We start from the raw sequence: 20,070 nt of genomic DNA, 5'->3' as shown, positions 1-20,070 counted from the left end.
GGGTTGGGGGCGCTTCCCCGCCCCTACCCCAGCCGTCCCAGCAGGAAATCCACCTCCGCCATCGTCTCCGCCGAGAGCTTCGGCCCCGGTGCCCGCAGTGCCGCGCTGGCGATGAGGCCGCGCTTCTGCAACACGTATTTCCGCACCGCCAGCCCCAGCCCCGGCTGCAATTCCGTGCGGATCAGCGGCAGGTGCCGGTCGAACACGTCCTGCGCCGCCACGCGCTCGCCCGCCGCCATCAGCCGGCAGACCGCCACCAGCATCTCCGGGAAGGCATAGCCCGTCATCACCCCATCGGCGCCGCGCGCCAGCTCCTCCGGCAGGAATTGCCCGCCATTGCCGCCGAGGATGGCGAGGCGCCGCAGCTTCCCCTCGGCCGAAAGCCGCCGCAGCGCCGTCAGCTTGTCGAGCCCCGGCCAATCCTCCGCCTTCAGCATGACGAGGCGCGGATCCTCCGCCATGCGCCGGATCATCCCGACCGCGAGATGAAGGTGCCGGTCGCCTGCGGATAGTCCTGCAGCACATAGGGCGCCGGCGCCACCGCCTCGGAGGCCTGGGCCATGTAGGCGATCACGGCGTCGTCGCCGCGCTGCCCGCCGGGAGGGGCGATCATCACGCCGGCCGCGCCGGCCTCCATGGCGCCGCGCGCCAGCGCCCGCATGCTGGCGAAGCCCGGGGCGGAGACGCCGACGATCACCGGCACCCGGCCATCGACGCGCCGCAGCACGCGCCGGGCGAATTCCAGCGCCTCCGCCGCTTCCAGCTTCGGCGCCTCGCCCATGATGCCGAGGATGGTGAAGCCCGCGGCGCCGGCGGCGAGGAAGCCCTCGATCATCCGGTCGGTGCTGGCGAGGTCGAGCGCCCTCGCCTCGGTGAAGGGCGTCGGCGTGATGACGAAGACGCCGCGCGCGCTCTCATCCAGCAACATCAGGCGGCGCTCCTCGACGTGTCGCCAAGGGACATGGTCAGCGGCGGCTGCACCTCGGGCGAGAGCACCGGCTCATAGGGGTGGCCGGCGGTGCGGGCGGCGAGGTCGGCCTTGGCCGCCGCCACCAGCGCCGGGTCGCGGATGGCGTCCACCGCCGTGCCGGCCATCACCTTCGCCACATGCACCATGCCCTTATGCGCCGCCGGCAGCATCCCCTGCGCCGTGAGCTGCCAGGAATGGCCTGGCGTGCCGATGGCGTAGGTGGCACCGCGTGCCTGCACCGTCGGCACCACCCAGGAGACATCGCCGACATCGGTGGAGCCCATCATCGGCGCGCCCTTCACCTCAAGGCCCGGCACCACGTCGCAGAGCGAGACGCCTTTCCGCATCGGCAGCCCGATGCGCCGCCAGGCCGAGGCGATGTCCTCCTCGCTCAGCGTCGCCTGGAATTCGGCGGCCTTGGCGTGATCCGCCTCGTCGAAGGGCGGCGGGCCGAGCCGCTCCAGATTGGCCTGCATGGCGCGTTCCAGCGGCGTGTTGCCGAGCAGGTTGGAGACGCCGGAGACCACCTTCGCCGCCATCTTCGTCTCGGTCATCAGTGCCGCGCCCTCGGCGATCTTGCGCACGCGCGCGATCAGGGCGCGCAGCTCCACCAAATCCCGCGCCCGGATCAGGTAGCGGACCTTGGCGGTGGGCTGTACGACGTTGGGCGCGACCCCGCCGGCATCCAGATAGGCGTAGTGGATGCGGGCGTCGCTCGGCATGTGTTCCCGCATGTAGTTCACGCCGACATTCATCAGCTCCACCGCATCCAGCGCCGAGCGGCCGAGATGCGGCGCCGCCGCGGCGTGGGAGGCGCGGCCCTGGAAGCTGAAATCGATGCGGGTATTGGCCAGCGACACCGCTTCCTGCACCGCCGCGAAGGCCGCCGGATGCCAGGAGATGGCGATATCGACATCGGCGAAGGCGCCGTCCCGCACGATGAAGCCCTTGGCGGCGCCGCCTTCCTCGGCCGGGCAGCCATAGTAGCGGACGCGGCCGGGCAGGTTGTTCGCCGCCAGGAAATCCTTCACCGCCGTCGCCGCCAGCAGGGAGGCGGCGCCGAGCAGATTATGCCCGCAGCCATGGCCGAATCCCGGGCCGGGCAGCGGCCGCTGCTCCGCCACCCCGGCTTCCTGGGAAAGCCCCGGCAGCGCGTCATACTCGCCGAGGATGGCGATGACCGGCCCGCCCTCCCCCGCCTCGCCCATGACGGCGGTGGGGATGCCCGCCACCTGCTCCGTCACCCGGAAGCCCTGCTCCCGCAGCATGGCGGTGTGCTCGGCGCAGGAACGGGTTTCGGTATAGGCCAGCTCCGGCATGTGCCAGATGCGGTCGGAGAGCGCCGTGAATTCCGGCACCTTGGCGTCGATCAGGCGCCAGATTTCCTCGGTGTTCTGCGTCATGCTCAGGCCCGTGCCTTCAGGGTTCCGGATCATGGCCGGCAAGGTGCTGGCCGCCGCCAGCGATGGCCATCCTTGCCTCCCGAGACATCATATCAGCGAGGGGAAGCCGCCGGGCAGGCATAGTGACCCGGCGGGGCCATGGGTCAATCGGGCCGGATGCGGGCCGCCGCCACCACCTCCCGCATCTCCGCCACCTCCCGCCGCAGGAAGCCGGCGAAATCCGGCGGGGCCATCGGCGCCGGCAGGGCGCCCTCGGCGGCCAGGTGGCGGGCATAGGCCGGCTCCGCCACCACTTCGTTCACCACCGCGTTCAGCCGGGCCAGCAGCCCGGGCGGCAGGCCGCGCGGCGCGAACAACCCCCACCAGATCGCCGCCTCATACTCGATGCCGGATGCCTTCACCGAGGGCGCGGGCGGCGCGTCGCCCGGCCGGTCATCCCCGGTATAGGCGAGGATGCGCAGCAACCCGGCGCGGACCTGCCCGGACGCGGCGGCGAGGGTGGTGAACATCACATCCACCCGGCCGGCGACCAGATCGGTCAGCGCCGGGGCGGTGCCGCGATAAGGCACGTGCTGCAGCTTCGTGCCGGCACGCAGGTTGAACAGCTCCGCCACGATATGCGTGGTGCTGCCGGGGCCGGAGCTGGCGAAGTGCAGGCTGCCGGGCCGCGCCTTCTCCGCCGCCACCAGCGCCGCCATGTCCTGCAAGGGTGACGAAGCGGGCACCAGCACCACCAGCGGCGACCGGGCGAGCAGCGCCACCGCTTCGAGTTCCGCCGCCGGATCGAACCCCGTGCCCTGCACCGGCCCGATGGCGGTGACGGAGGAGGTGGTGACCAGCAGCGTGTAGCCATCCGGCGCCGCCTGGGCCGTCAGCGTCACCCCCACCGCGCTGCCGGCGCCCGGCCGGTTCTCCAGCACGAAGGGCTGGCCGAGCTTCGCGTGCAGCCGCTCCGCCAGCGGCCGGGCGATGACGTCATTGCTGCCGCCCGGAGTGAAGGGGATGATGATCCGCACCGGCCGGCCGGGCCAGGCCGGCGCCTGGGCCCGGCCCCGGGACACCAGGCCGGGCGCAGCCAGGCCCGGGAAGGCCAGGCCGACCGCCGCAAGGCCGGGCAGCAGGCGGCGCGGGATGCCGTTCCGCATGGCGTTTCCTGTTTCGCGTCTTGCGGGAAGCCTGCCCGAGCTGCCGCCCCGAGGCAATCCGTGCCGCGGCACGATCCATGCTTGAGCAACGACGTGTTGAGTGTGGATCGAAGGGCCACCACGCTGCGCGTTCTGCTTGTGGACAGCGACCGGGAGCGGGCGGCCGCCGTGGAGCAGGGCCTGGTCACGGCCGGCTGCACCGTGGTCGCGGTCGCCGCCGGCATCGACGATCTGGTGCAGCGGGTCCGGGACACCGGCGCCGAGGTGATCGTCTGCGGCCTCGACGACCCCTCCCGCGACGAGCTGGAAGGCATGCGCGCGCTGCACCGGGACGAGCCGCGGCCGGTGGTGCTGTTCGCCGAGAAGGCCGAGCCGGAGCAGATCGAGGCGGCGCTGGAAGCGGGCGTCGCGGCCTATGTGGTGGAGGGCATGGCGCCGGCGCGCGTCCGGCCGGTGATGGAGGTGGCGATCCGCCGCTTCCGCGCGCATCAAAAATTGCAGCAGGAGCTGGCGGCGGCGCGCAGCGACCTGGAGGAGCGGAAGCTGGTGGACCGCGCCAAGGCGCTGCTGATGCGGCGGGACCGGCTGAGCGAGCCGGAAGCCTATCGGCGGCTGCGGCGCATGGCGATGGACCGGGGCAAGCGCCTGGCGGCGATAGCCGCCAGTCTTCTGCAGGAAAACGGGGCAGATTGATCGAAATATAGTCTAAACGTACGCCACGTCGGCCATGTGCCTACGGGATACGCATTTTTCTTGACCCGCCGCCCAAGGCGCCCGTAGAAAATCCCCAGGCGGCGGCGCGCAACGGCGTGCGCCACGTGGTGAGGCGCAACGCGGCGCCCCACCCGGTCCCCGCTTCCCTGATCCCGCGGTCCAATGGCGGCCCGCATCTGGCTTTCCGGCCGGAGGTCCGCCCAGATGCCGTTGGACAGCGATTCCCCCGTTCGCCCGGCCCTGAAGCGCCCCGTGCTGCGCACGCTGCGCATCGGCTGCGTGCCGCTGACGGATGCCGCCCCGCTGCTGGTGGCCGAGGAGCTCGGGCTGTTCGATTCCGTCGGGCTCCGGGTTGCGCTCTCGCTCGAAGCCTCCTGGGCGGCCATCCGCGACAAGCTCGCCTTCGGTGCGCTGGATGCGGCGCATCTGCTCGGCCCGCTGCCCCTGGCGCTGGCGGCGGGGCTGGACGGGGTGAAGGCGAAGCTGACGGTCGCCGCCGGCATCGGCGCCAATGGCAACACCATCACCCTCTCCCGCCCGCTCGCCGAGGCGCTGGGCCGCTTCACCCCGCCGCTCGCCGCCAGCGCCTTCGCCGCGCTGGTCCGCAGGCGCGACGGCGCGGGGGAAAGGCCGCTCACCCTGGCCGTCGTCTTCCCTTATTCCTCGCACAATTACCTGCTGCGCTACTGGCTCGCCTCGGGCGGGCTGGATCCGGACCGCGACCTCCGCCTCGTCACCGTGCCGCCGCCCATGGTGGCGCAGCGGCTGCAGGACGGGCTGATCGACGGCTTCTGCGCCGGCGAGCCCTGGGGCAGCCAGGCCGCGGCGCTGGGCGTCGGCACCATCGCCCTCTCCTCCGGCGATATCTGGCCGAACCATCCGGAAAAGGTGCTGGCCTTCGACGCCGCCTATGCGGCGCAGGACCCGGAAAGCGCCATCGCCTGCACCGCGGCGCTGATCGCCGCGACGCGCTGGCTGGAGGAGCCGGCGAACCAGGCGGAGGCGGTGCGCATCCTGCAGCGCCGCGCCTTCCCCGGCCTCGCCGCGCCGACCATCGCCGCCGCCTTCGACGGCATGGCCCAGGGCCTGCCCCAGGCCGCCCCGCTGCGCTTCCGCACCGCCACCCTGCCGCGACGCGAGCAGGCCGCCTGGTTCCTACGGCAGATGCGCCGCTGGGGCCATGTGCCCGCCGGGCTTTCGGACAGCGCCGCCCTCGCCCCCTGGCGCCAGGATATCTGGCGCGCCGCCGCCGCCCGCCTGCGGGAGCCGGAGCCCCCCATCGCCTCGCAACCGCCTGCCGACCTGCCGGAGACCGCCTGACCATGCGCCTCACCCGCCGCCACGCGATCGCCGCCACCGCGTCCCTGCTCGCTGCCGCCCGCGCCGCCACGCCGCGCGGCGCCTTCGCACAAGCACCGACGACGCCGGAGGTGAAGAAGGCGATCCTCGGCTACATCGCGCTGACCGATGCCGCGCCGCTCATCATCGCCAAGGAGAAGGGCTTCTTCGCCAGGCACGGCCTGCCGGATGTGGAGGTGAACAAGCAGGCGAGCTGGGGCGCGACGCGCGACAATCTCGTCCTCGGCGGCGAGCGCGGCGGCATCGACGGCGCGCATATCCTGACGCCGATGCCCTATCTGCTGACCACCGGCCGCGTCACCCAGAACAACCAGCCGGTGCCCATGGTGATCCTGGCCCGGCTGAACACCAACGGCCAGGCGCTCTCGGTCGCTGAGAAGCACAGGGCCCTGAAGCCGACCATCGACGCCGGCACGCTGAAGCGGGCGCTGACCACCGAGAGCAAGGTTGCGATGACCTTCCGCGGCGGCACCCATGATCTCTGGATCCGCTATTGGCTGGCCGCCGCCGGCATCGACCCGGACAGGGACGTGCAGACCATCGTCGTGCCGCCGCCGCAGATGGTGGCGAACATGAAGGTCGGCACCATGGACGCCTTCTGCGTCGGCGAGCCCTGGAACGACCAGCTCGTTAACCAGAAGATCGGCTTCTCCGCTGCCGTCACCGGCGAGCTGTGGCGCGACCATCCGGAGAAGTCGCTCGGGCTGCGCGCCGATTGGGTGGAGAAGCACCCGAACGCCGCGGTGGCGCTGACGGCAGCGGTCATCGAGGCGCAGCGCTGGTGCGACCAGGATGCGAACAAGCCGGAGATGTGCAGCATCATCGGCCGCCGCGCCTGGTTCAACGTGCCCGTCGCGGACATCCTCAACCGCAGCCGCGGCAACATCGACTACGGCGATGGCCGCAAGGTGGAGAGCAGCCCGCTGCTGATGAAATTCTGGCGCGACCATGCCAGCTACCCCTTCCCCAGCCACGATCTCTGGTTCCTGACCGAGGATATCCGCTGGGGCGTGCTGCCGGAGGGGACGGACACCAGGACGCTGATCGCCCAGGTAAACCGCGAGGCGATCTGGCGCCAGGCGGCCGAGCGCGCCGGGGTGCCGACGGGGGAGCTGCCGAGCGGCCCCAGCCGCGGCCGCGAGACCTTCTTCGACGGCAAGGTCTTCGACCCCGACAACCCCGACGCCTATCTCGCCTCCCTCTCCATCAAGAAGCTGGCCGGAGCCTGACGCGATGAACATGCTCGCCCCGAAACCGGCCGCGGCCACGGCCGCGCTGTCCCGGCCCCTGCCGGCGGCGCTGCCGCGGGCCGCGCGGCTGAAGCCCGTGCTGCTGCAGGTGCTGCCGCCGCTGCTGGTGCTGGCGGCGCTGGTCGGGTTGTGGGAATTCGCCGCCAGCGGCCCTGGCGCGACGCTGCCACCGCCGAGCAAGGTGTGGGAGGATGCGCGGGACCTGATCGTCGACCCGTTCTTCGACCGCGGCGGGCTGGACAAGGGGCTGTTCTGGCACTTGCTCGCCAGCCTGCAGCGCGTCGCGCTCGGCTTCGCGCTGGCAACCGTGGCCGGCGTCGCCCTCGGCCTGCTGATCGGCACCTCGGATTTCGCCATGCGGGGGCTGGATCCGCTCTTCCAGGTGCTGCGCACCGTGCCGCCGCTGGCCTGGCTGCCGCTCTCCCTCGCGGCGTTCCGGGAGGCGCAGCCCAGCGCGATCTTCGTGATCTTCATCACCTCGATCTGGCCGATCATCATCAACACCGCAGTCGGCGTGCGCAACGTGCCGCAGGATTACCGCAACGTCGCCGCCGTCATCCGCCTGCGCGGCCCGGCCTATTTCTGGAAGATCCTGCTGCCCGCCGCGGCGCCCTACATCTTCACCGGCCTCAAGATCGGCATCGGCCTGTCCTGGCTGGCGATCATCGCAGCGGAGATGCTGATCGGCGGCGTCGGCATCGGCTTCTTCATCTGGGATGCGTGGAACAGCTCCAACCTCTCGGACATCATCGTGGCGCTGATCTATGTCGGGCTGGTGGGCTTCGCGCTGGACCGGCTGGTGGCGCTGGCCGGGCGCCTCGTCACCCATGGCACGGCCGCGAGCTGAGGAGAGATTCTCATGGACCGCTTCCTCGACATCTCGCAGCTCTCCGTTGCCTTCCCCCGCGCGCCAGTGCCGGTGCTGCGGGAGATCGACCTGACGATCCGCCGCGGCGAATACGTTGCCGTCATCGGTCATAGCGGCTGCGGCAAGTCCACCCTGCTGAACGTCATCGCCGGCCTGCTGCCGGCGACGGCGGGCGGCGTGGTGCTGGAGGGACGCGAGGTGGAGGGCCCCGGCCCGGACCGCGCCGTGGTCTTCCAGAACCATTCCCTGCTGCCCTGGCTCACCTGCTACCAGAACGTCAAGCTCGCGGTGGACCAGACGCTGTCGAGGACCATGTCGCGCGCCGCGCGGCATGACTGGGTGCTGGAGAACCTCGCCTTGGTCCGCATGACGCATGCGAAGGACAAGCGGCCGAACGAGATCTCCGGCGGCATGAAGCAGCGCATCGGCATCGCACGCGCCCTGGCCATGCGGCCGAAGGTGCTGCTGCTGGACGAGCCCTTCGGCGCGCTGGACGCGCTGACCCGGGCGCATCTGCAGGACCAGGTGATGGAGATCCACGCGCAACGCGGCACCACAGTGGTGATGATCACCCACGACGTGGACGAGGCGGTGCTGCTCGCCGACCGCATCGTCATGCTGACCAACGGGCCGAACGCCAGGATCGGCGAGGTGCTGGAGGTGGAGCTGCCGCGGCCACGCGACCGGCTGGCGCTGGCGGCCGATCCGCGTTTCGTCGCGGCGCGCAGCGCGGTGCTGGAATTCCTCCATGCGCGTCACGCCAACCCGGCGCTGGCCGCGGCCTGAGCGCCCATCCCATGCGCATCCTGGTCGTGGGAGCGGGGCCGGCCGGCACGCGCTGCGCCCTTCGTCTGGCCGAATCCCTGCCCGCCGCCCGCGTGACGCTGGCCGGCGCGGAGGCGGCGCTGCCCTATGACCGGGTGGCGCTGTCGAAGCTGCTGACCGGCGAGGCGGAGGTGGCGGGCCTCATCACCCATCCGCTCGCCGCGCTGCGTGGGGCCGGCATCGCCTACCGCCCGGCGACGCCGATCGCCGCCATCGACCGCGCAGCCGGGGCCGCGGTGACGGCGCGCGGCGAGGCGCTGCGCTATGACCGGCTGGTGCTGGCCACCGGCTCCGCCGCCATCCGGCTCAACCTGCCGGGCGCGGCGCTGCCGGGGGTGGTGGCCTACCGCACGCTGGAGGATGTGCAGGCCATCCGCCGAGCCGCAATCCAAGGCGCGCGCGCCGTGGTGATCGGCGGCGGGCTGCTGGGGCTGGAGGCGGCGGTGGGCCTCGCCGCGCGCGGCATGAAGGTGACGGTGGTGCATGCCGTGGGCTGGCCCATGGAGCGCCAGCTCGACGCCACGGCCGGGGAGTTGCTGACCCGCCGGCTCGGCCTGCGCGGCATCGCCTTCGCCATGCCGGCGAGCACGGTGGCGATCGAGGGCGCCACCCGCGCCACCGGCGTGCGGCTCTCGGATGGCAGCCTGGTCCCGGCTTCGCTCGTCGTCATGGCGGTCGGCATTCGGCCGCAGGTGACGCTGGCGGAGGCGGCGGGGCTCGCCATCGGCCGCGGCATCCAGGTGGATGACGCCATGCGGACCAGCGACCCTGCCATCACCGCCATCGGCGAGTGCGCGGAGCATCGCGGCCGCTGCATCGGCCTTGTCGCGCCGGCGCTGGAGCAGGCCGAGATCGCCGCCCGCGCCATCGCCGGGGAGGCGGTAGCCTGGGCGCCCCGCGCCGATGCCGCGGCGCTGAAGGTCTCCGGCACCGCGGTCTGGTCGGCGGGCGACATCGCCGCGGCGAATGCGGAGAGCATCGTGCTGCGCGACGAGGCAGCGGAGAGCTATCGCCGCCTGCTGCTGCGGGATGACCGGCTGATCGGCGCCGTGCTCTATGGCGACACGGCGGATGCCGGCTTCTACCTGGACCTGATCGCCTCCGGGCGAGCCCTGGGCGGCCGGCGCCAGCTCCTCGCCTTCGGCCCGGCGCATTGGCGGGAGGCTGCGTGATGCCGCAGGACGGATTCAGCCTGGAACAGCAGGAATACCTGAAGGGCTTCATGGCCGGCGTCGAGGCGCGCCGCGGCGCGCTGCGCCCCGCCGCCGCCGAGGGTGCGCCGCCCGATGCGCTGCGCGCGGCGCAGGACAAGGTGCTGGCCGCGGGCGGCAAGCTGGTGCCGCAGGAACAGGCGAAGCGGGAGAAGCACCCGCTGGACCGTTGGGAGGAACTCACCGCCCGCGCTGCCGAGGGGCGCTTCCCCAGGCCGATCGACGATTTCATCGGCCGCTATCACGGGCTGTTCTATGTCGGCCCGGCGCAGGAGGCCTTCATGTGCCGCCTGCGCATCCCGGGCGGCATCCTCTCCGCCTGGCAGCTTCGCGGCATTGCCGAGATCGCCGAGGAGTGCGCCGGCGGCTATGCCGACATCACCACCCGCGCCAACCTCCAATTGCGGGAAATCCCGGCGGCGAAGGGGCCGGAGGTGGTGATGCGTCTCGGCGATCTCGGCCTGCTGCCGCGCGGCACGGGGGCGGATAATATCCGCAACATCACCGCCTCGCCCACCGCCGGCATCGATGCGGCGGAGCTGATCGACACGCGGCCGCTGGTCCGCGCGCTGCACCACCACATCCTCAACACCCGCGACCTCTTCGCCCTGCCGCGCAAATTCAACATCGCCGTCAGCGGCGGCGGCGTGGTGGAGGTATTGCAGGAGACCAACGATATCGCGCTGACGGCGGTGGAGACGGCCGAGGGGGTGCGCTTCCGCCTGACCCTCGGCGGCATCACCGGCCATCGCGACTTCGCGCGGGAGACCGGCGTGGCGGTGGCGCCGGCGGAAATGGTGGCGGTCTGCGACGCCATCCTGCGCGTCTTCATCGCCGAGGGCTGCCGCACCGACCGCGCCAAGGCCCGGCTGAAATACGTGCTGGACCGCATGGGGGTGGAGGGCTTCCTCGCCGCGGTGGAGCAGCGCCTCGGCCGCCCCCTGCCCCGCGCCGCCGCGATTTCGCCGCCACCGGTGCCGGCGAAGCACGGGCATATCGGGGTGCATGCGCAGAAGCAGGCGGGGCTCTGCTATCTCGGCATCACCACCCCGGTCGGCCGGCTGAGCGTGGAGCATCTGCGCGGCCTCGCCGATATCGCCGAGCGCTGCGGCAGCGCGACGCTGCGGCTGACGGTCTGGCAGAACCTGCTCATCTCCGACATCCCCGAATCCCGCATCGCGGAGGCCAAGGCGGCCGTCGCCGAGCTCGGCCTGGGCTGGGCAGCGAGCGCGATCCGCGGCGGCCTGGTCGCCTGTACCGGCAATGCCGGCTGCAAATTCGCCGCCGCCGACACCAAGCGCCACGCGGCGGAGCTGGCGGCATTCCTGGAACGCCGCATCGCCCTGGATGCCCCGCTGAACATCCATCTCACCGGCTGCCACCATTCCTGTGCGCAGCACTACATCGCCGATATCGGCCTGCTCGGCGCGAAGATCGAGCGCGGCGAGGAGATGGTGGAGGGCTACGATCTCCATGTCGGCGGCGGCGCCGGGCCGGAGCAGAAGATCGGCCGCCTGATCCGCCGCGTGGCGGCGGAGGAGCTGGGCGAGGCCGTGCTCGCCCTGCTGCGGGCCTGGCAGCAGGGCCGCGCCGCGCCCGGCGAAAGCTTCCACCAATGGTGCGCCCGCCAGCCCGATGCGGCCCTGGCCGAGGCACGGGCGCTGGAGGACGCATGAACGCGATCTCGCCCTTCACCGGCGCTTTCCCCGGCCCCGCCCCGGTGCCCGTGATCCCGGAAAGCGCCCCCTTCAGCGCGGCCCAGCGCGCCTGGCTGAACGGCTTTCTCGCCGGGCTCTATGGCAGCGCCGAAGCCGGTGCGGCCCCCGCCCCGGCGGTGCCGGCGGAAGAGGATTTCCCCTGGCACGACCCCGCGCTGGAGCTGGCGGAGCGGCTGGCCCTCGCCGAAGGCAGGCCCCGCGCGCGCCGGCTGATGGCGGCCATGGCGCAGCTCGATTGCGGGCAATGCGGCTATGTCTGCCAGAGCTATGCCGAGGCCCTGGCGAGCGGCGCCGAGACCAGCGCCAGCCTCTGCGTTCCCGGCGGCAAGCCCACGGCCAAGGCGCTGAAGGCGCTGCTGGCGGAGGCCGAGGCGCTGGCCGCCCCCGCGCCCGCTGCGACGCCGAAGCCGCAGGGGCCGGTGGGGGAGCCGGTCGGCTTCCTCAGCGCCGCGCGGCTGACCGGCGAGGGCTCCGCCAAGGATGTGCGGCATGTGGTGCTGGACCTTTCCGCCAGCGGCCTCGCCTATCAGCCGGGCGATTCCCTCGGCGTGGTGGTGGAGAATGATCCGGCGCTGGTGGCGGCGGTGATGGCGGCGCTGGGCGCCGAGGAGTCACTGCGCCCGGTGCTGGCGCGGGAGAAGGACATCGCCCGCCCGCTGGACCGCACCACCGACCTGCTGGCCGGCGCGGCGAAGGACCCGCGCGAGGCGGCGATGCTGCGCAAGCTCTCGGACGGCGATGACGATGCCGAGCCGCGGGAGGCCGACCTGCTCGACCTGCTGCAGGCTTTCCCTTCGGCGCGGCCGCCGGTCGCCGACCTCATCGCCTCCCTGCCCGCGCTGAAGCCGCGGCTCTATTCCATCGCCTCCTCGCCTCTGGCGGCGCCGGGGAAGGTGGAGCTTTGCGTCGGCGTGGTGCGGGCGGAGCGGCGCGGGCGCGTCAGGGATGGCGTCGCCTCCTGCCACCTCGCCTTCCGCGCCGCGCCGGAGGCGCCGCTGCGCGCCTATGTCCAGGCCAGCCATTTCCGCCTGCCGGAGAAGCCGGACACGCCGGTCATCATGGTCGGCCCCGGCACCGGCATCGCGCCCTTCCGCGCCTTCCTGCAGCACCGCGCCGCCACCGGCGCGCGCGGCCGCAATTGGCTGTTCTTCGGCGACCAGCGGAGCGCCACGGATTTCCTCTTCGCCGCCGAGATCACGGCCTGGCAGCGGGAGGGCGTGCTGACCCGCCTCTCCCTCGCCTGGTCCCGCGACGGCGCGCGGAAAGTGTATGTGCAGGACCGGATGCGGGAGGATGCCGGAGATCTCTGGCGCTGGCTGCAGGATGGCGCCCATTTCTACATCTGCGGCGATGCCAGCCGCATGGCGAAGGATGTGGATGCCGCACTGCGGCAGATCGCCATGGACCAGGGCGGGATGAGCGCCGACCAGGCGCGCGACTGGATCGTCGCCCTGGCCCGCCAGCACCGCTACCAGCGCGATGTCTATTAGGACCCCGCGACGTCTGATCCCCATGACGTCGCTGCGTGCCGCCATGAGGGCCCCGATGGCAATCCCCACGACGTCGCTGCGCGATGCCGCGGGGGGGCCGATGAGCGCCGGATGCCGGACGCTTCGGTACGTCCTGTCGCGGCAAAGCCGCGGCAGCGTTACGACAGATCCGCTTGAGATGGGCGCGTCAGCATGACCGAGACCTGCAGCTCCGAGCCGCGCCCCGTCCGCACCACCTGCCCCTATTGCGGCGTCGGCTGCGGCGTGCTGGCGGCGCCGGACGGCACGCTGCGCGGCGACCCGGAGCACCCGGCCAATCGCGGCCGGCTGTGCAGCAAGGGCACCGCCCTCGGCGAGACGCTGGACCAGCCCGGCCGCCTGCTGCATCCGGAGGTGGCTGGCCAGCGTGCCTCCTGGGATGCCGCGCTGGATGCGGTGGCGGAGGGGTTTCGGCGCGCCCTGGCGCAGCACGGGCCGCAAGGCGTTGCCCTCTATGTCAGCGGCCAGTTGCTGACCGAGGACTATTACGCCGCGAACAAGCTTGCGAAAGGCTTCCTCGGCACCGGGAACATCGACAGCAATTCCCGCCTCTGCATGGCCTCCGCCGTCGCCGGCCATCGCCGGGCCTTCGGCGAGGATCTGGTCCCGGGCGTGTATGAGGATCTCGAACTCGCCGATCTGGTGGTGCTGGTCGGCTCCAACCTCGCCTGGTGCCATCCGGTGCTGTTCCAGCGGCTGCAGGCGGCGAAGGCGTCGCGGCCGGGGATGCGCCTCGTCGTCATCGACCCCCGCCGCACCGCCACCTGCGAGGGCGCCGATCTGCATCTGCCCATCGCCCCGGGCGCCGATGTCGCGCTGTTCAACACCCTGCTGCGCCACCTGCATGCGCGGGGCTTCCGCAGCACGGCGCCGGGGCTGGACGCGGCGCTCACCGCCGCGGCGGGCGAGACGGGACTCGACCCAGCCCTGCTCGCCACCTTCCTCGACTGGTTCGCGCAGACGCCGCGCACCGTCACCCTGTTCAGCCAAGGCACCAACCAATCCTCGGCCGGCGCGGACAAGGCGAACGCCATCATCAATTGCCACCTGCTGAGCGGCCGCATCGGCCGGCCCGGCGCCGGCCCCTTCAGCGTCACCGGCCAGCCCAACGCCATGGGCGGGCGGGAAGTGGGCGCGCTGGCCAACATGCTCGCCGGCCACCTGGACTGGGACCGCCCGGCGGAGGTCACGGCGCTGCGCGCATTCTGGCGTGCCCCCAGCCTTGCCACCGGCCCCGGGCCGACGGCGGTGGAGCTGTTCCGCGCCGCCGGCGAGGGCCGCATCGGCGCGCTCTGGGTGATGGCGACCAACCCGGCCGTCTCCCTGCCGGACAGCGAAGCCGTGCGGGCGGCGATGGCGCGCGTGCCCTGCCTCGTCGCCTCCGACTGCACCCGCGACTCGGACACCGTGGCGCTGGCCCGCATCCGCCTGCCGGCCCTGGGCTGGGGCGAGAAGGACGGCACCGTCACCAATTCCGAACGCGTCATCAGCCGCCAGCGCCCCTTCCGCCGCTGGCCGGGCGAGGCGCGGCCGGATTGGTGGATCGTGGCGCAGGTGGCGGCCCGGCTGGGCTGGGCCGAGGCCTTCGCCTGGGACGGCCCGGCCGCCATCTTCCGCGAGCACGCTGCGGTGACGGCGCTGGCCCGCCCGGCGCCGCGCGCCTTCGACCTCTCCGGCCTCGCCGGGCTGGACGACGCCGCCTACGCCGGCATGGCGCCCATCCGCTGGCCCGTGCCGCGCCAGGGCGAGGCCGGCGGCCGGCTGGCGCCCGCGGCACGCTTCGTCCCCACCCCCTTCCGCCCCCCCGCCCATGCCACCGATGCCGCCTTCCCGCTGCGCCTGAACACCGGCCGCCTGCGCGACCAGTGGCACAGCATGACCCGCACCGGCCTGGTCCCCCGGCTGATGGCGCACCACCCGGAGCCGACCGCCTCCCTGCACCCCGAAGACGCGGCAGGGCTGCAACCGGGCGGCCTGGTCCGGGTGGAAAGCCGCTGGGGCAGCGCCGTGCTGCGGCTGAAGCTGGAGGCAGGCCAGGCCCGCGGCAGCCTCTTCATCCCCATGCACTGGACCGACCGCTTCGCCCCCGCCGCCCGGGTGAACGCCGCGGTGAACCCGGCGGTGGACCCGGTCAGCGGCCAGCCGGAACTGAAGCACACCCCCGTGCGGGTCGTGCCGGCGCCCATGGCCTGGCACGGCTTTCTCCTGGCCCGCCGGCGCCTGGCACCGGAGATCGCCGATTGGGCGGCGCTGCTGCCGGCCGAAGGCGGCATCTGGCGGCACGAGCTGGCCGGCACGGACCGCCCGGCCGAAGCCTTCGCCCGGCTGCGATCCCTGGTGGCCGAACCCGGCGCCGCCTGGGTGGTGCTGGAGGATGCGGCCATCGGCCTGCACCGCGCCGCGCTGCTGCGGGAGGGCAGGCTGCTGGCGGCCCTGTTCCTGGGCCGGGAGCCCGAGCTGCCGCCGCGCGACTGGCTGCCGGGGCTGTTCGGCCAGACGGCGATCGGGCTGGAAGCAAGGCGCTCCCTGCTGGCCGGGGTGCCGGCGGATGGCCCGCCCCCCTCCCCCACCATCTGCGTCTGCCATGGAGTCAGCGCCGCTTCGATCCTCGGCTGCGGCGGAGGGGATGTGGCGGCGGTGGGGGCGGCGACCGGGGCCGGCACTGGCTGCGGCTCCTGCAAGCCGGAAATCGCCGCGCTGCTGGCGCGGATGCCGGTGCCGGCCTGAAGCGCAGGAGCCGAAGGTAAGAATGGGGGCCCCGCCCGTTGGCGGCAATGCCGCCACCCCCCGCCGGGGACTGGACCGGTCCCCGGACCCCGGTGCGGGTTTGGACCCGATGCTTCAATCGCAAACTCGGGCGGGGGAAGCCCTTCCCCGGCGGCCGCTCGATCACCCGGGCCGCGGACGCCGGTACAGAATGCGCTGCATCTCCGGCAGGAAGCGCTCGGCCACGAAGCCCGCCTTCTCCAGCACGCGGCGGGAACCGGCATTCTCCGGATGGGCGAAGGCGGTCAGCAGCGGCAGGCCCAGCGCCGTGTCGGCCAGATGGGTGCAGGCCAGGGCCAGCTCGCTGGCATAGCCCTGGCCCCAGGCCGCCGGCGCGAAGAAATAGCCCAGCTCGATGCCCCAGCCCGGCTCGAACGGGTCCTGGTAGAGCCCGCCCCAGCCGATGATCCGCCCCTCCTCCCGCAACCGGATGGTCCAGGGCGCCACCCCGTCCAGGCGCCGCCGCCGCTCATGCGCCGCGATCCGGCGGCGGCACTCGCGCAGCGAGGCATCGGCATGGGTGTGCCGCATCGCCGCCGCATCGCCAAGGAAGGCGAAGAGTGCCGGCGCCTCGGCCAGGCGCGGCGGGCGGAGCGCCAGCCGCCGCGTCGGCAGCTCGGCGACGGGGCTCAAGCCGGGATCACCCGTTCCACCGCCACACCGCGCACGTCCATCTCGTATTCCAGGCTGATCACCGGCGGGCGGCAGTAATGCCAGGTCACGCCATGCCGGGCGGCGCCGCGGCGCACCAGTTCCTCGCCCAGGAAGGGGTGGATGTCGTGCACCGTGTAGATCTGCACGCCGGTGGCGCTGGCCCAGCCGCCGCCCAGCGCCGCCATGCGCCGCTCCATCTCGCCCAGCACGAATTGCGCCTTGCGCAGCATACCGGCCGGGGAAAGGTCGCCGAGGGCGATGGTCTGCTCCGAATAGCTGCCCTTGCCTTCGGTGCTCTCGCCGCTGCCGGCATTGACGAAGCTCGGGCCCGCGCCGGCTTCCGGCACGGTGTAGCTGAAGGCGTGGAAGCCCGGCTCGGCGGGCGGCGCCAGCTCCGGGCAGACATTGCTGCGGGCGACGGGGTTCACGCTGCCTTCCATGATGCCCCATTCGCCCAGCACCTTGGCGTAGCCGAGGTTGAACTGGCGGAAGCCGGCCTCGGTGAACTGGCCCGGGGAGCGCAGCTCGCAGGCGCAGAAGGCGGTCAGCGGCCGCCCCAGCGCCTGGAGATAGGCGGCGATGCGGGCGAAGCCGGCAGCCAGCGGCACCGGATCGGCGAAGCGCACCCGCTCGATCCGGAAGCCGGGCAGCGCGGCGACGCCGGCGGAATACTGGAAGACGGCGGGGATGAAGCGGTAGCCGTCGGCCGGCCGTTCCTTGGTCTCGTACATGGCAGCCTCCGCGATGCGAGCGCGCATGGTGCCACCGATTCGCCCGCGGGGAAGCGCCCCGTGGCGCCGGCAGGCTCAACCCTCGGGTCTGAAACTCCCACCGGGGTCCGGGGGGTGGTCCACCCCCCGGCGGGGTCCAGGGGCAGCGCCCCTGGCGGGGGCCTGGGGGCGGAGCCCCCGATCACCCCTCCCCCATCCGCAACGCCTCGATGGTCCGCTGTGCCTCCCCCGCCTCGATCCCCAGCCGCACCAGCGCGAAATCCGCGATGCCGAGGGCGATTTCCCGCTCCCCCATCACCACCAGGCCGATATTCCCGTCCTCCGCCAGCGCCGCCATGGCCACGTCGTCATGCGCCCGGGCGGCGGCCAGGATGCCGGGGTTGCCGTGCCGGGCGAGCTGCAGCATGCGCTGCGCCGCCACCGCATCCGGCAGGGCCAGCACCAGCAGCCGGGCCTCGGCCGGGCGGGCGGCTTGCATCACCTCCGGCCGTGCCGCATCGCCCCACAGCACGGGCAGCCCGGCGGCCATCGCCGCCTCGGCGACGCGCCGGTCCGCCTCCACCACCAGCACGGGCAGGCCGTGCCGGCGCAGCGCCGCGGCCACCACCCGCCCCACCCGGCCATAGCCCACCAGGATGGCGTGGCCCGGCGGCACTGCCCCTTCCGGCGGGCGGATGGCCGGCCCCTGCCCGGCTGCCTGCCAGGACCGCCAGCGCGGCCGCTGCCCCAGCCACCCCGCCACCCGCAGCAGCCCGTGCTGGCTCAGCGGCGTCAGCAGGATGGCGCCGAAGGCGGCGGCAATCACCGGAGCATTGGCGCTCGCCGGCAGCACTTTCTCCACCACCGCCAGCTTGCCGAGCAGGAAGGAGAATTCGCCGATCTGCGCCATGGCGCCGGCGACGATCGCCGCCGTCGCCGCCTCCACCCGCAGCAGCAGCAGGACGCCGAAGGTGGCGGCACCGGTGCCGAGCAGCACGGCGAGCAGCGCCGCCACCGAGACGATGGGCGCCTGCAGCAGGCCGCGCGGGTCCAGCAGCATGCCGACCGAGACGAAGAAGAGGGCGGCGAAGACGCGCTGCAGCGGCATCACCTCCGCCGTCGCCTCATGGCCGAGGTCGCTCTCCCCCAGCAGCATGCCGGCGAAGAAGGCGCCGAGGGCGAAGGAGACGTGGAAGATGGCCGCCGCGCCGAAGGAAACGCCGAGCGCGGCGACGATGACGCCGAGAGTGAACAGCTCCCGCGAGCCGCTGCGTGCCAGATGCGCCAGGGCCCAGGGCAGGCCGCGCCGGCCCAGCAGCAGGACCGAGGCACCGAAGGCGAGCAATTCCAGCAGGCTGCGCCCCAGCACCTGCGGCAGCTCGGCGAGGCCGGCGCCGGCCATGGCCGGCACCAGCACCAGCGCCAGCACCGCCACCAGGTCCTGCATCACCAGCCAGCCCAGCGCGATGCGCCCGGCCTCCGAGGTCAGGTTGCCGCTGCGTTCCAGGCTGCGGGTGGCGACCGCGGTGGAGGCGATGGCGAGCATCAGCCCGAACACCAGCCCCGCCTCGGGTGCGAGGCCGAAGCCCAGCATGCCGACGCCAAGCCCGATCGCCGTGCCCAGCGCGACCTGCGCCAGCGCCCCCGGCACCGCGACGCGCCACACCGCCAGCAGATCCTGCAGCCGGAAATGCAGCCCGACGCCGAAGAGCAGCAATCCGACGCCGACCTCGGCCAGCATCTCGGTCAGCGCCGCATCCGCGACGAAGCCCGGCGTATAGGGGCCGACCATCACCCCGGCGACGAGGTAGCCGAAGAGCGGCGGCAGCCGCAGCGCGCGCGCCGCCACCCCGAAGGCCAGCGCCAGTGCCAGCGCCATGACCAGGGTGGCCAGCATGGAAGGTGCATGGTCCATTAGCCGCTCCTACAGGCGGCGGCCGGGCGCGTCAGCCTCCGGCGCCGGCGGCCCGGCGCCGCCCTTGCGTTCCCGGGCCTTGCCCGCAAACCTCAGGGGCAGGACAGTGCCGCGCCACTCCGCTACCATGCCGGCGGTCCAGGAGGAGACGATCATAATGGGCACCAGCTTCCGGCTCGGCGACCTCACCATCCACCGCATCATCGAGGAGGAGCGGCCGCTCTTCGATCCGCTGGAATTCTTCCCGACCCTGACGAAGGAGGTGCTGGAGGAGAACCGGAGCTGGCTGGAGCCGACCAGCATCGACCCTGCCACCGGCAAGCTCATCCTCTGCATCCAGAGCTACATCGTGGAGACGCCGCACCATAAGATCCTGGTGGATACCTGCGTCGGCAACCACAAGGACCGGCCGACCCGGCCCTTCTGGCACCAGAAGACCGACGAGACCTGGCAGCGCAACCTGGCCGGGGCGGGCTTCCGGCCGGAGGATATCGACTATGTGATGTGCACCCATCTGCATGTCGATCATGTCGGCTGGAACACCCAGCTCAAGGATGGTCGCTGGGTGCCGACCTTCCCCAAGGCGCGCTACATCTTCGGCGCGAAGGAATACGCCTATTGGGAGGCCGAGCATAAGAGGACGCCGAACCCGGTCATCGCCGACAGCGTGCTGCCCATCGTCGAGGCCGGCCAGGCGGAGCTGGTGGCGACGGACCATGCGATGAACGACCATATCCGCCTGATCCCGACGCCGGGCCACACGCCGGACCACTATGCGGTGGAGCTGGGCAAGGGCGATACCCTGGGCGTGCTGACCGGCGACCTGATCCACTCGCCGATCCAGGCGCGCTATCCGGAGCTCGGCATGCGGGCCGATGTGGATTCCGCGCAGGGCGCGGTGACCCGGCGGAAATTCCTGGAATGCCATTGCGATTCCGGGCGGCTGATGTGCACCGGGCATTTCGCCTCCCCCTCCACCGGGCATTTCACCCGCTGGGGCGACGGCTTCCGCTTCATGCCCGCCGAGGGCTGA

General features: G+C 72.6%; 17 protein-coding genes. 10 read left to right on the top strand and 7 right to left on the bottom strand.

Annotation, left to right across the window (positions count from 1 at the left end):
- Positions 1 to 23: 23 nt before the first annotated feature.
- The 4 genes from E5N76_RS31585 to E5N76_RS12430 all read right to left on the bottom strand — a co-directional run bounded on the left by E5N76_RS31585 (position 24) and on the right by E5N76_RS12430 (position 3,518).
- Positions 24 to 473: a dihydrodipicolinate synthase family protein gene (locus tag E5N76_RS31585; protein WP_235907683.1), complete on the bottom strand. Its 450-nt coding sequence runs from the start codon at positions 471 to 473 to the stop codon at positions 24 to 26.
- Complete coding sequence (locus E5N76_RS31580; RefSeq protein WP_235907682.1) at positions 470 to 928, bottom strand: dihydrodipicolinate synthase family protein; 459 nt, start codon at positions 926 to 928, stop codon at positions 470 to 472. Before E5N76_RS31580 ends, E5N76_RS31585 begins: the two co-directional genes overlap by 4 nt.
- Positions 928 to 2,406, bottom strand: coding sequence for a M20 family metallopeptidase (locus tag E5N76_RS12435; RefSeq protein ID WP_235907681.1), 1,479 nt, complete (start codon positions 2,404 to 2,406; stop codon positions 928 to 930). The genes E5N76_RS31580 and E5N76_RS12435 overlap by 1 nt, the downstream gene beginning before the upstream one ends.
- A gap of 110 nt (positions 2,407 to 2,516) precedes the next feature.
- Positions 2,517 to 3,518 (bottom strand): Bug family tripartite tricarboxylate transporter substrate binding protein, encoded by a 1,002-nt coding sequence (locus E5N76_RS12430; RefSeq protein WP_149537615.1) that lies wholly within the window; start codon positions 3,516 to 3,518, stop codon positions 2,517 to 2,519.
- Positions 3,519 to 3,599: 81 nt separating this feature from the next.
- Here E5N76_RS12430 and E5N76_RS12425 point away from each other — a divergent pair, with 81 nt between their 5' ends.
- The 9 genes from E5N76_RS12425 (at position 3,600) to E5N76_RS12385 (ending at position 15,719) form a co-directional block, all read left to right on the top strand.
- Positions 3,600 to 4,211: an ANTAR domain-containing response regulator gene (locus E5N76_RS12425; protein WP_235907680.1), complete on the top strand. Its 612-nt coding sequence runs from the start codon at positions 3,600 to 3,602 to the stop codon at positions 4,209 to 4,211.
- A 225-nt stretch (positions 4,212 to 4,436) separates the two neighbouring features.
- The gene (locus E5N76_RS12420; protein ID WP_187830131.1) at positions 4,437 to 5,552 is read left to right on the top strand and encodes a CmpA/NrtA family ABC transporter substrate-binding protein; all 1,116 of its coding nucleotides are present in this window, start codon (positions 4,437 to 4,439) and stop codon (positions 5,550 to 5,552) included.
- Between the two features lie 2 nt (positions 5,553 to 5,554).
- On the top strand, positions 5,555 to 6,820 hold the full coding sequence (locus E5N76_RS12415; RefSeq protein ID WP_149537613.1) for a CmpA/NrtA family ABC transporter substrate-binding protein: 1,266 nt from the start codon (positions 5,555 to 5,557) through the stop codon (positions 6,818 to 6,820).
- Between the two features lie 4 nt (positions 6,821 to 6,824).
- A complete protein-coding gene (gene ntrB, locus E5N76_RS12410) occupies positions 6,825 to 7,688 on the top strand; it encodes a nitrate ABC transporter permease (RefSeq protein ID WP_207791958.1) in 864 nt (287 codons plus the stop codon).
- Positions 7,689 to 7,700: 12 nt separating this feature from the next.
- Positions 7,701 to 8,495, top strand: coding sequence for an ABC transporter ATP-binding protein (locus E5N76_RS12405; RefSeq protein ID WP_149537612.1), 795 nt, complete (start codon positions 7,701 to 7,703; stop codon positions 8,493 to 8,495).
- Positions 8,496 to 8,506: 11 nt separating this feature from the next.
- A complete protein-coding gene (locus E5N76_RS12400; protein ID WP_149537611.1) occupies positions 8,507 to 9,706 on the top strand; it encodes an NAD(P)/FAD-dependent oxidoreductase in 1,200 nt (399 codons plus the stop codon).
- The gene (locus E5N76_RS12395; RefSeq protein ID WP_149537610.1) at positions 9,706 to 11,421 is read left to right on the top strand and encodes a NirA family protein; all 1,716 of its coding nucleotides are present in this window, start codon (positions 9,706 to 9,708) and stop codon (positions 11,419 to 11,421) included. Before E5N76_RS12400 ends, E5N76_RS12395 begins: the two co-directional genes overlap by 1 nt.
- Entirely contained in the window at positions 11,418 to 12,953 is a 1,536-nt protein-coding gene (locus tag E5N76_RS12390; RefSeq protein ID WP_149537609.1) for a sulfite reductase subunit alpha, read from the top strand. The genes E5N76_RS12395 and E5N76_RS12390 overlap by 4 nt, the downstream gene beginning before the upstream one ends.
- Positions 12,954 to 13,145: 192 nt before the next feature.
- A complete protein-coding gene (locus tag E5N76_RS12385; RefSeq protein WP_149537608.1) occupies positions 13,146 to 15,719 on the top strand; it encodes a molybdopterin oxidoreductase family protein in 2,574 nt (857 codons plus the stop codon).
- Between the two features lie 162 nt (positions 15,720 to 15,881).
- On the opposite strand, the gene E5N76_RS12380 is transcribed toward E5N76_RS12385, so the two are convergent.
- The 3 genes from E5N76_RS12380 to E5N76_RS12370 all read right to left on the bottom strand — a co-directional run bounded on the left by E5N76_RS12380 (position 15,882) and on the right by E5N76_RS12370 (position 19,037).
- Positions 15,882 to 16,391, bottom strand: coding sequence for a GNAT family N-acetyltransferase (locus tag E5N76_RS12380; protein WP_149537607.1), 510 nt, complete (start codon positions 16,389 to 16,391; stop codon positions 15,882 to 15,884).
- The gene (cnbZ, locus tag E5N76_RS12375; protein WP_235907679.1) at positions 16,388 to 17,170 is read right to left on the bottom strand and encodes a 2-amino-5-chloromuconate deaminase CnbZ; all 783 of its coding nucleotides are present in this window, start codon (positions 17,168 to 17,170) and stop codon (positions 16,388 to 16,390) included. Before cnbZ ends, E5N76_RS12380 begins: the two co-directional genes overlap by 4 nt.
- Before the next feature lie 154 nt (positions 17,171 to 17,324).
- On the bottom strand, positions 17,325 to 19,037 hold the full coding sequence (locus E5N76_RS12370; protein WP_149537606.1) for a cation:proton antiporter: 1,713 nt from the start codon (positions 19,035 to 19,037) through the stop codon (positions 17,325 to 17,327).
- Positions 19,038 to 19,194: 157 nt separating this feature from the next.
- Here E5N76_RS12370 and E5N76_RS12365 point away from each other — a divergent pair, with 157 nt between their 5' ends.
- The gene (locus tag E5N76_RS12365) at positions 19,195 to 20,070 is read left to right on the top strand and encodes an MBL fold metallo-hydrolase (RefSeq protein WP_149537605.1); all 876 of its coding nucleotides are present in this window, start codon (positions 19,195 to 19,197) and stop codon (positions 20,068 to 20,070) included.

Source organism: Siccirubricoccus phaeus, assembly GCF_008360935.1.
Lineage (GTDB): Bacteria > Pseudomonadota > Alphaproteobacteria > Acetobacterales > Acetobacteraceae > Siccirubricoccus > Siccirubricoccus phaeus.
This window is presented reverse-complemented; position numbering and strand designations above follow the sequence as displayed.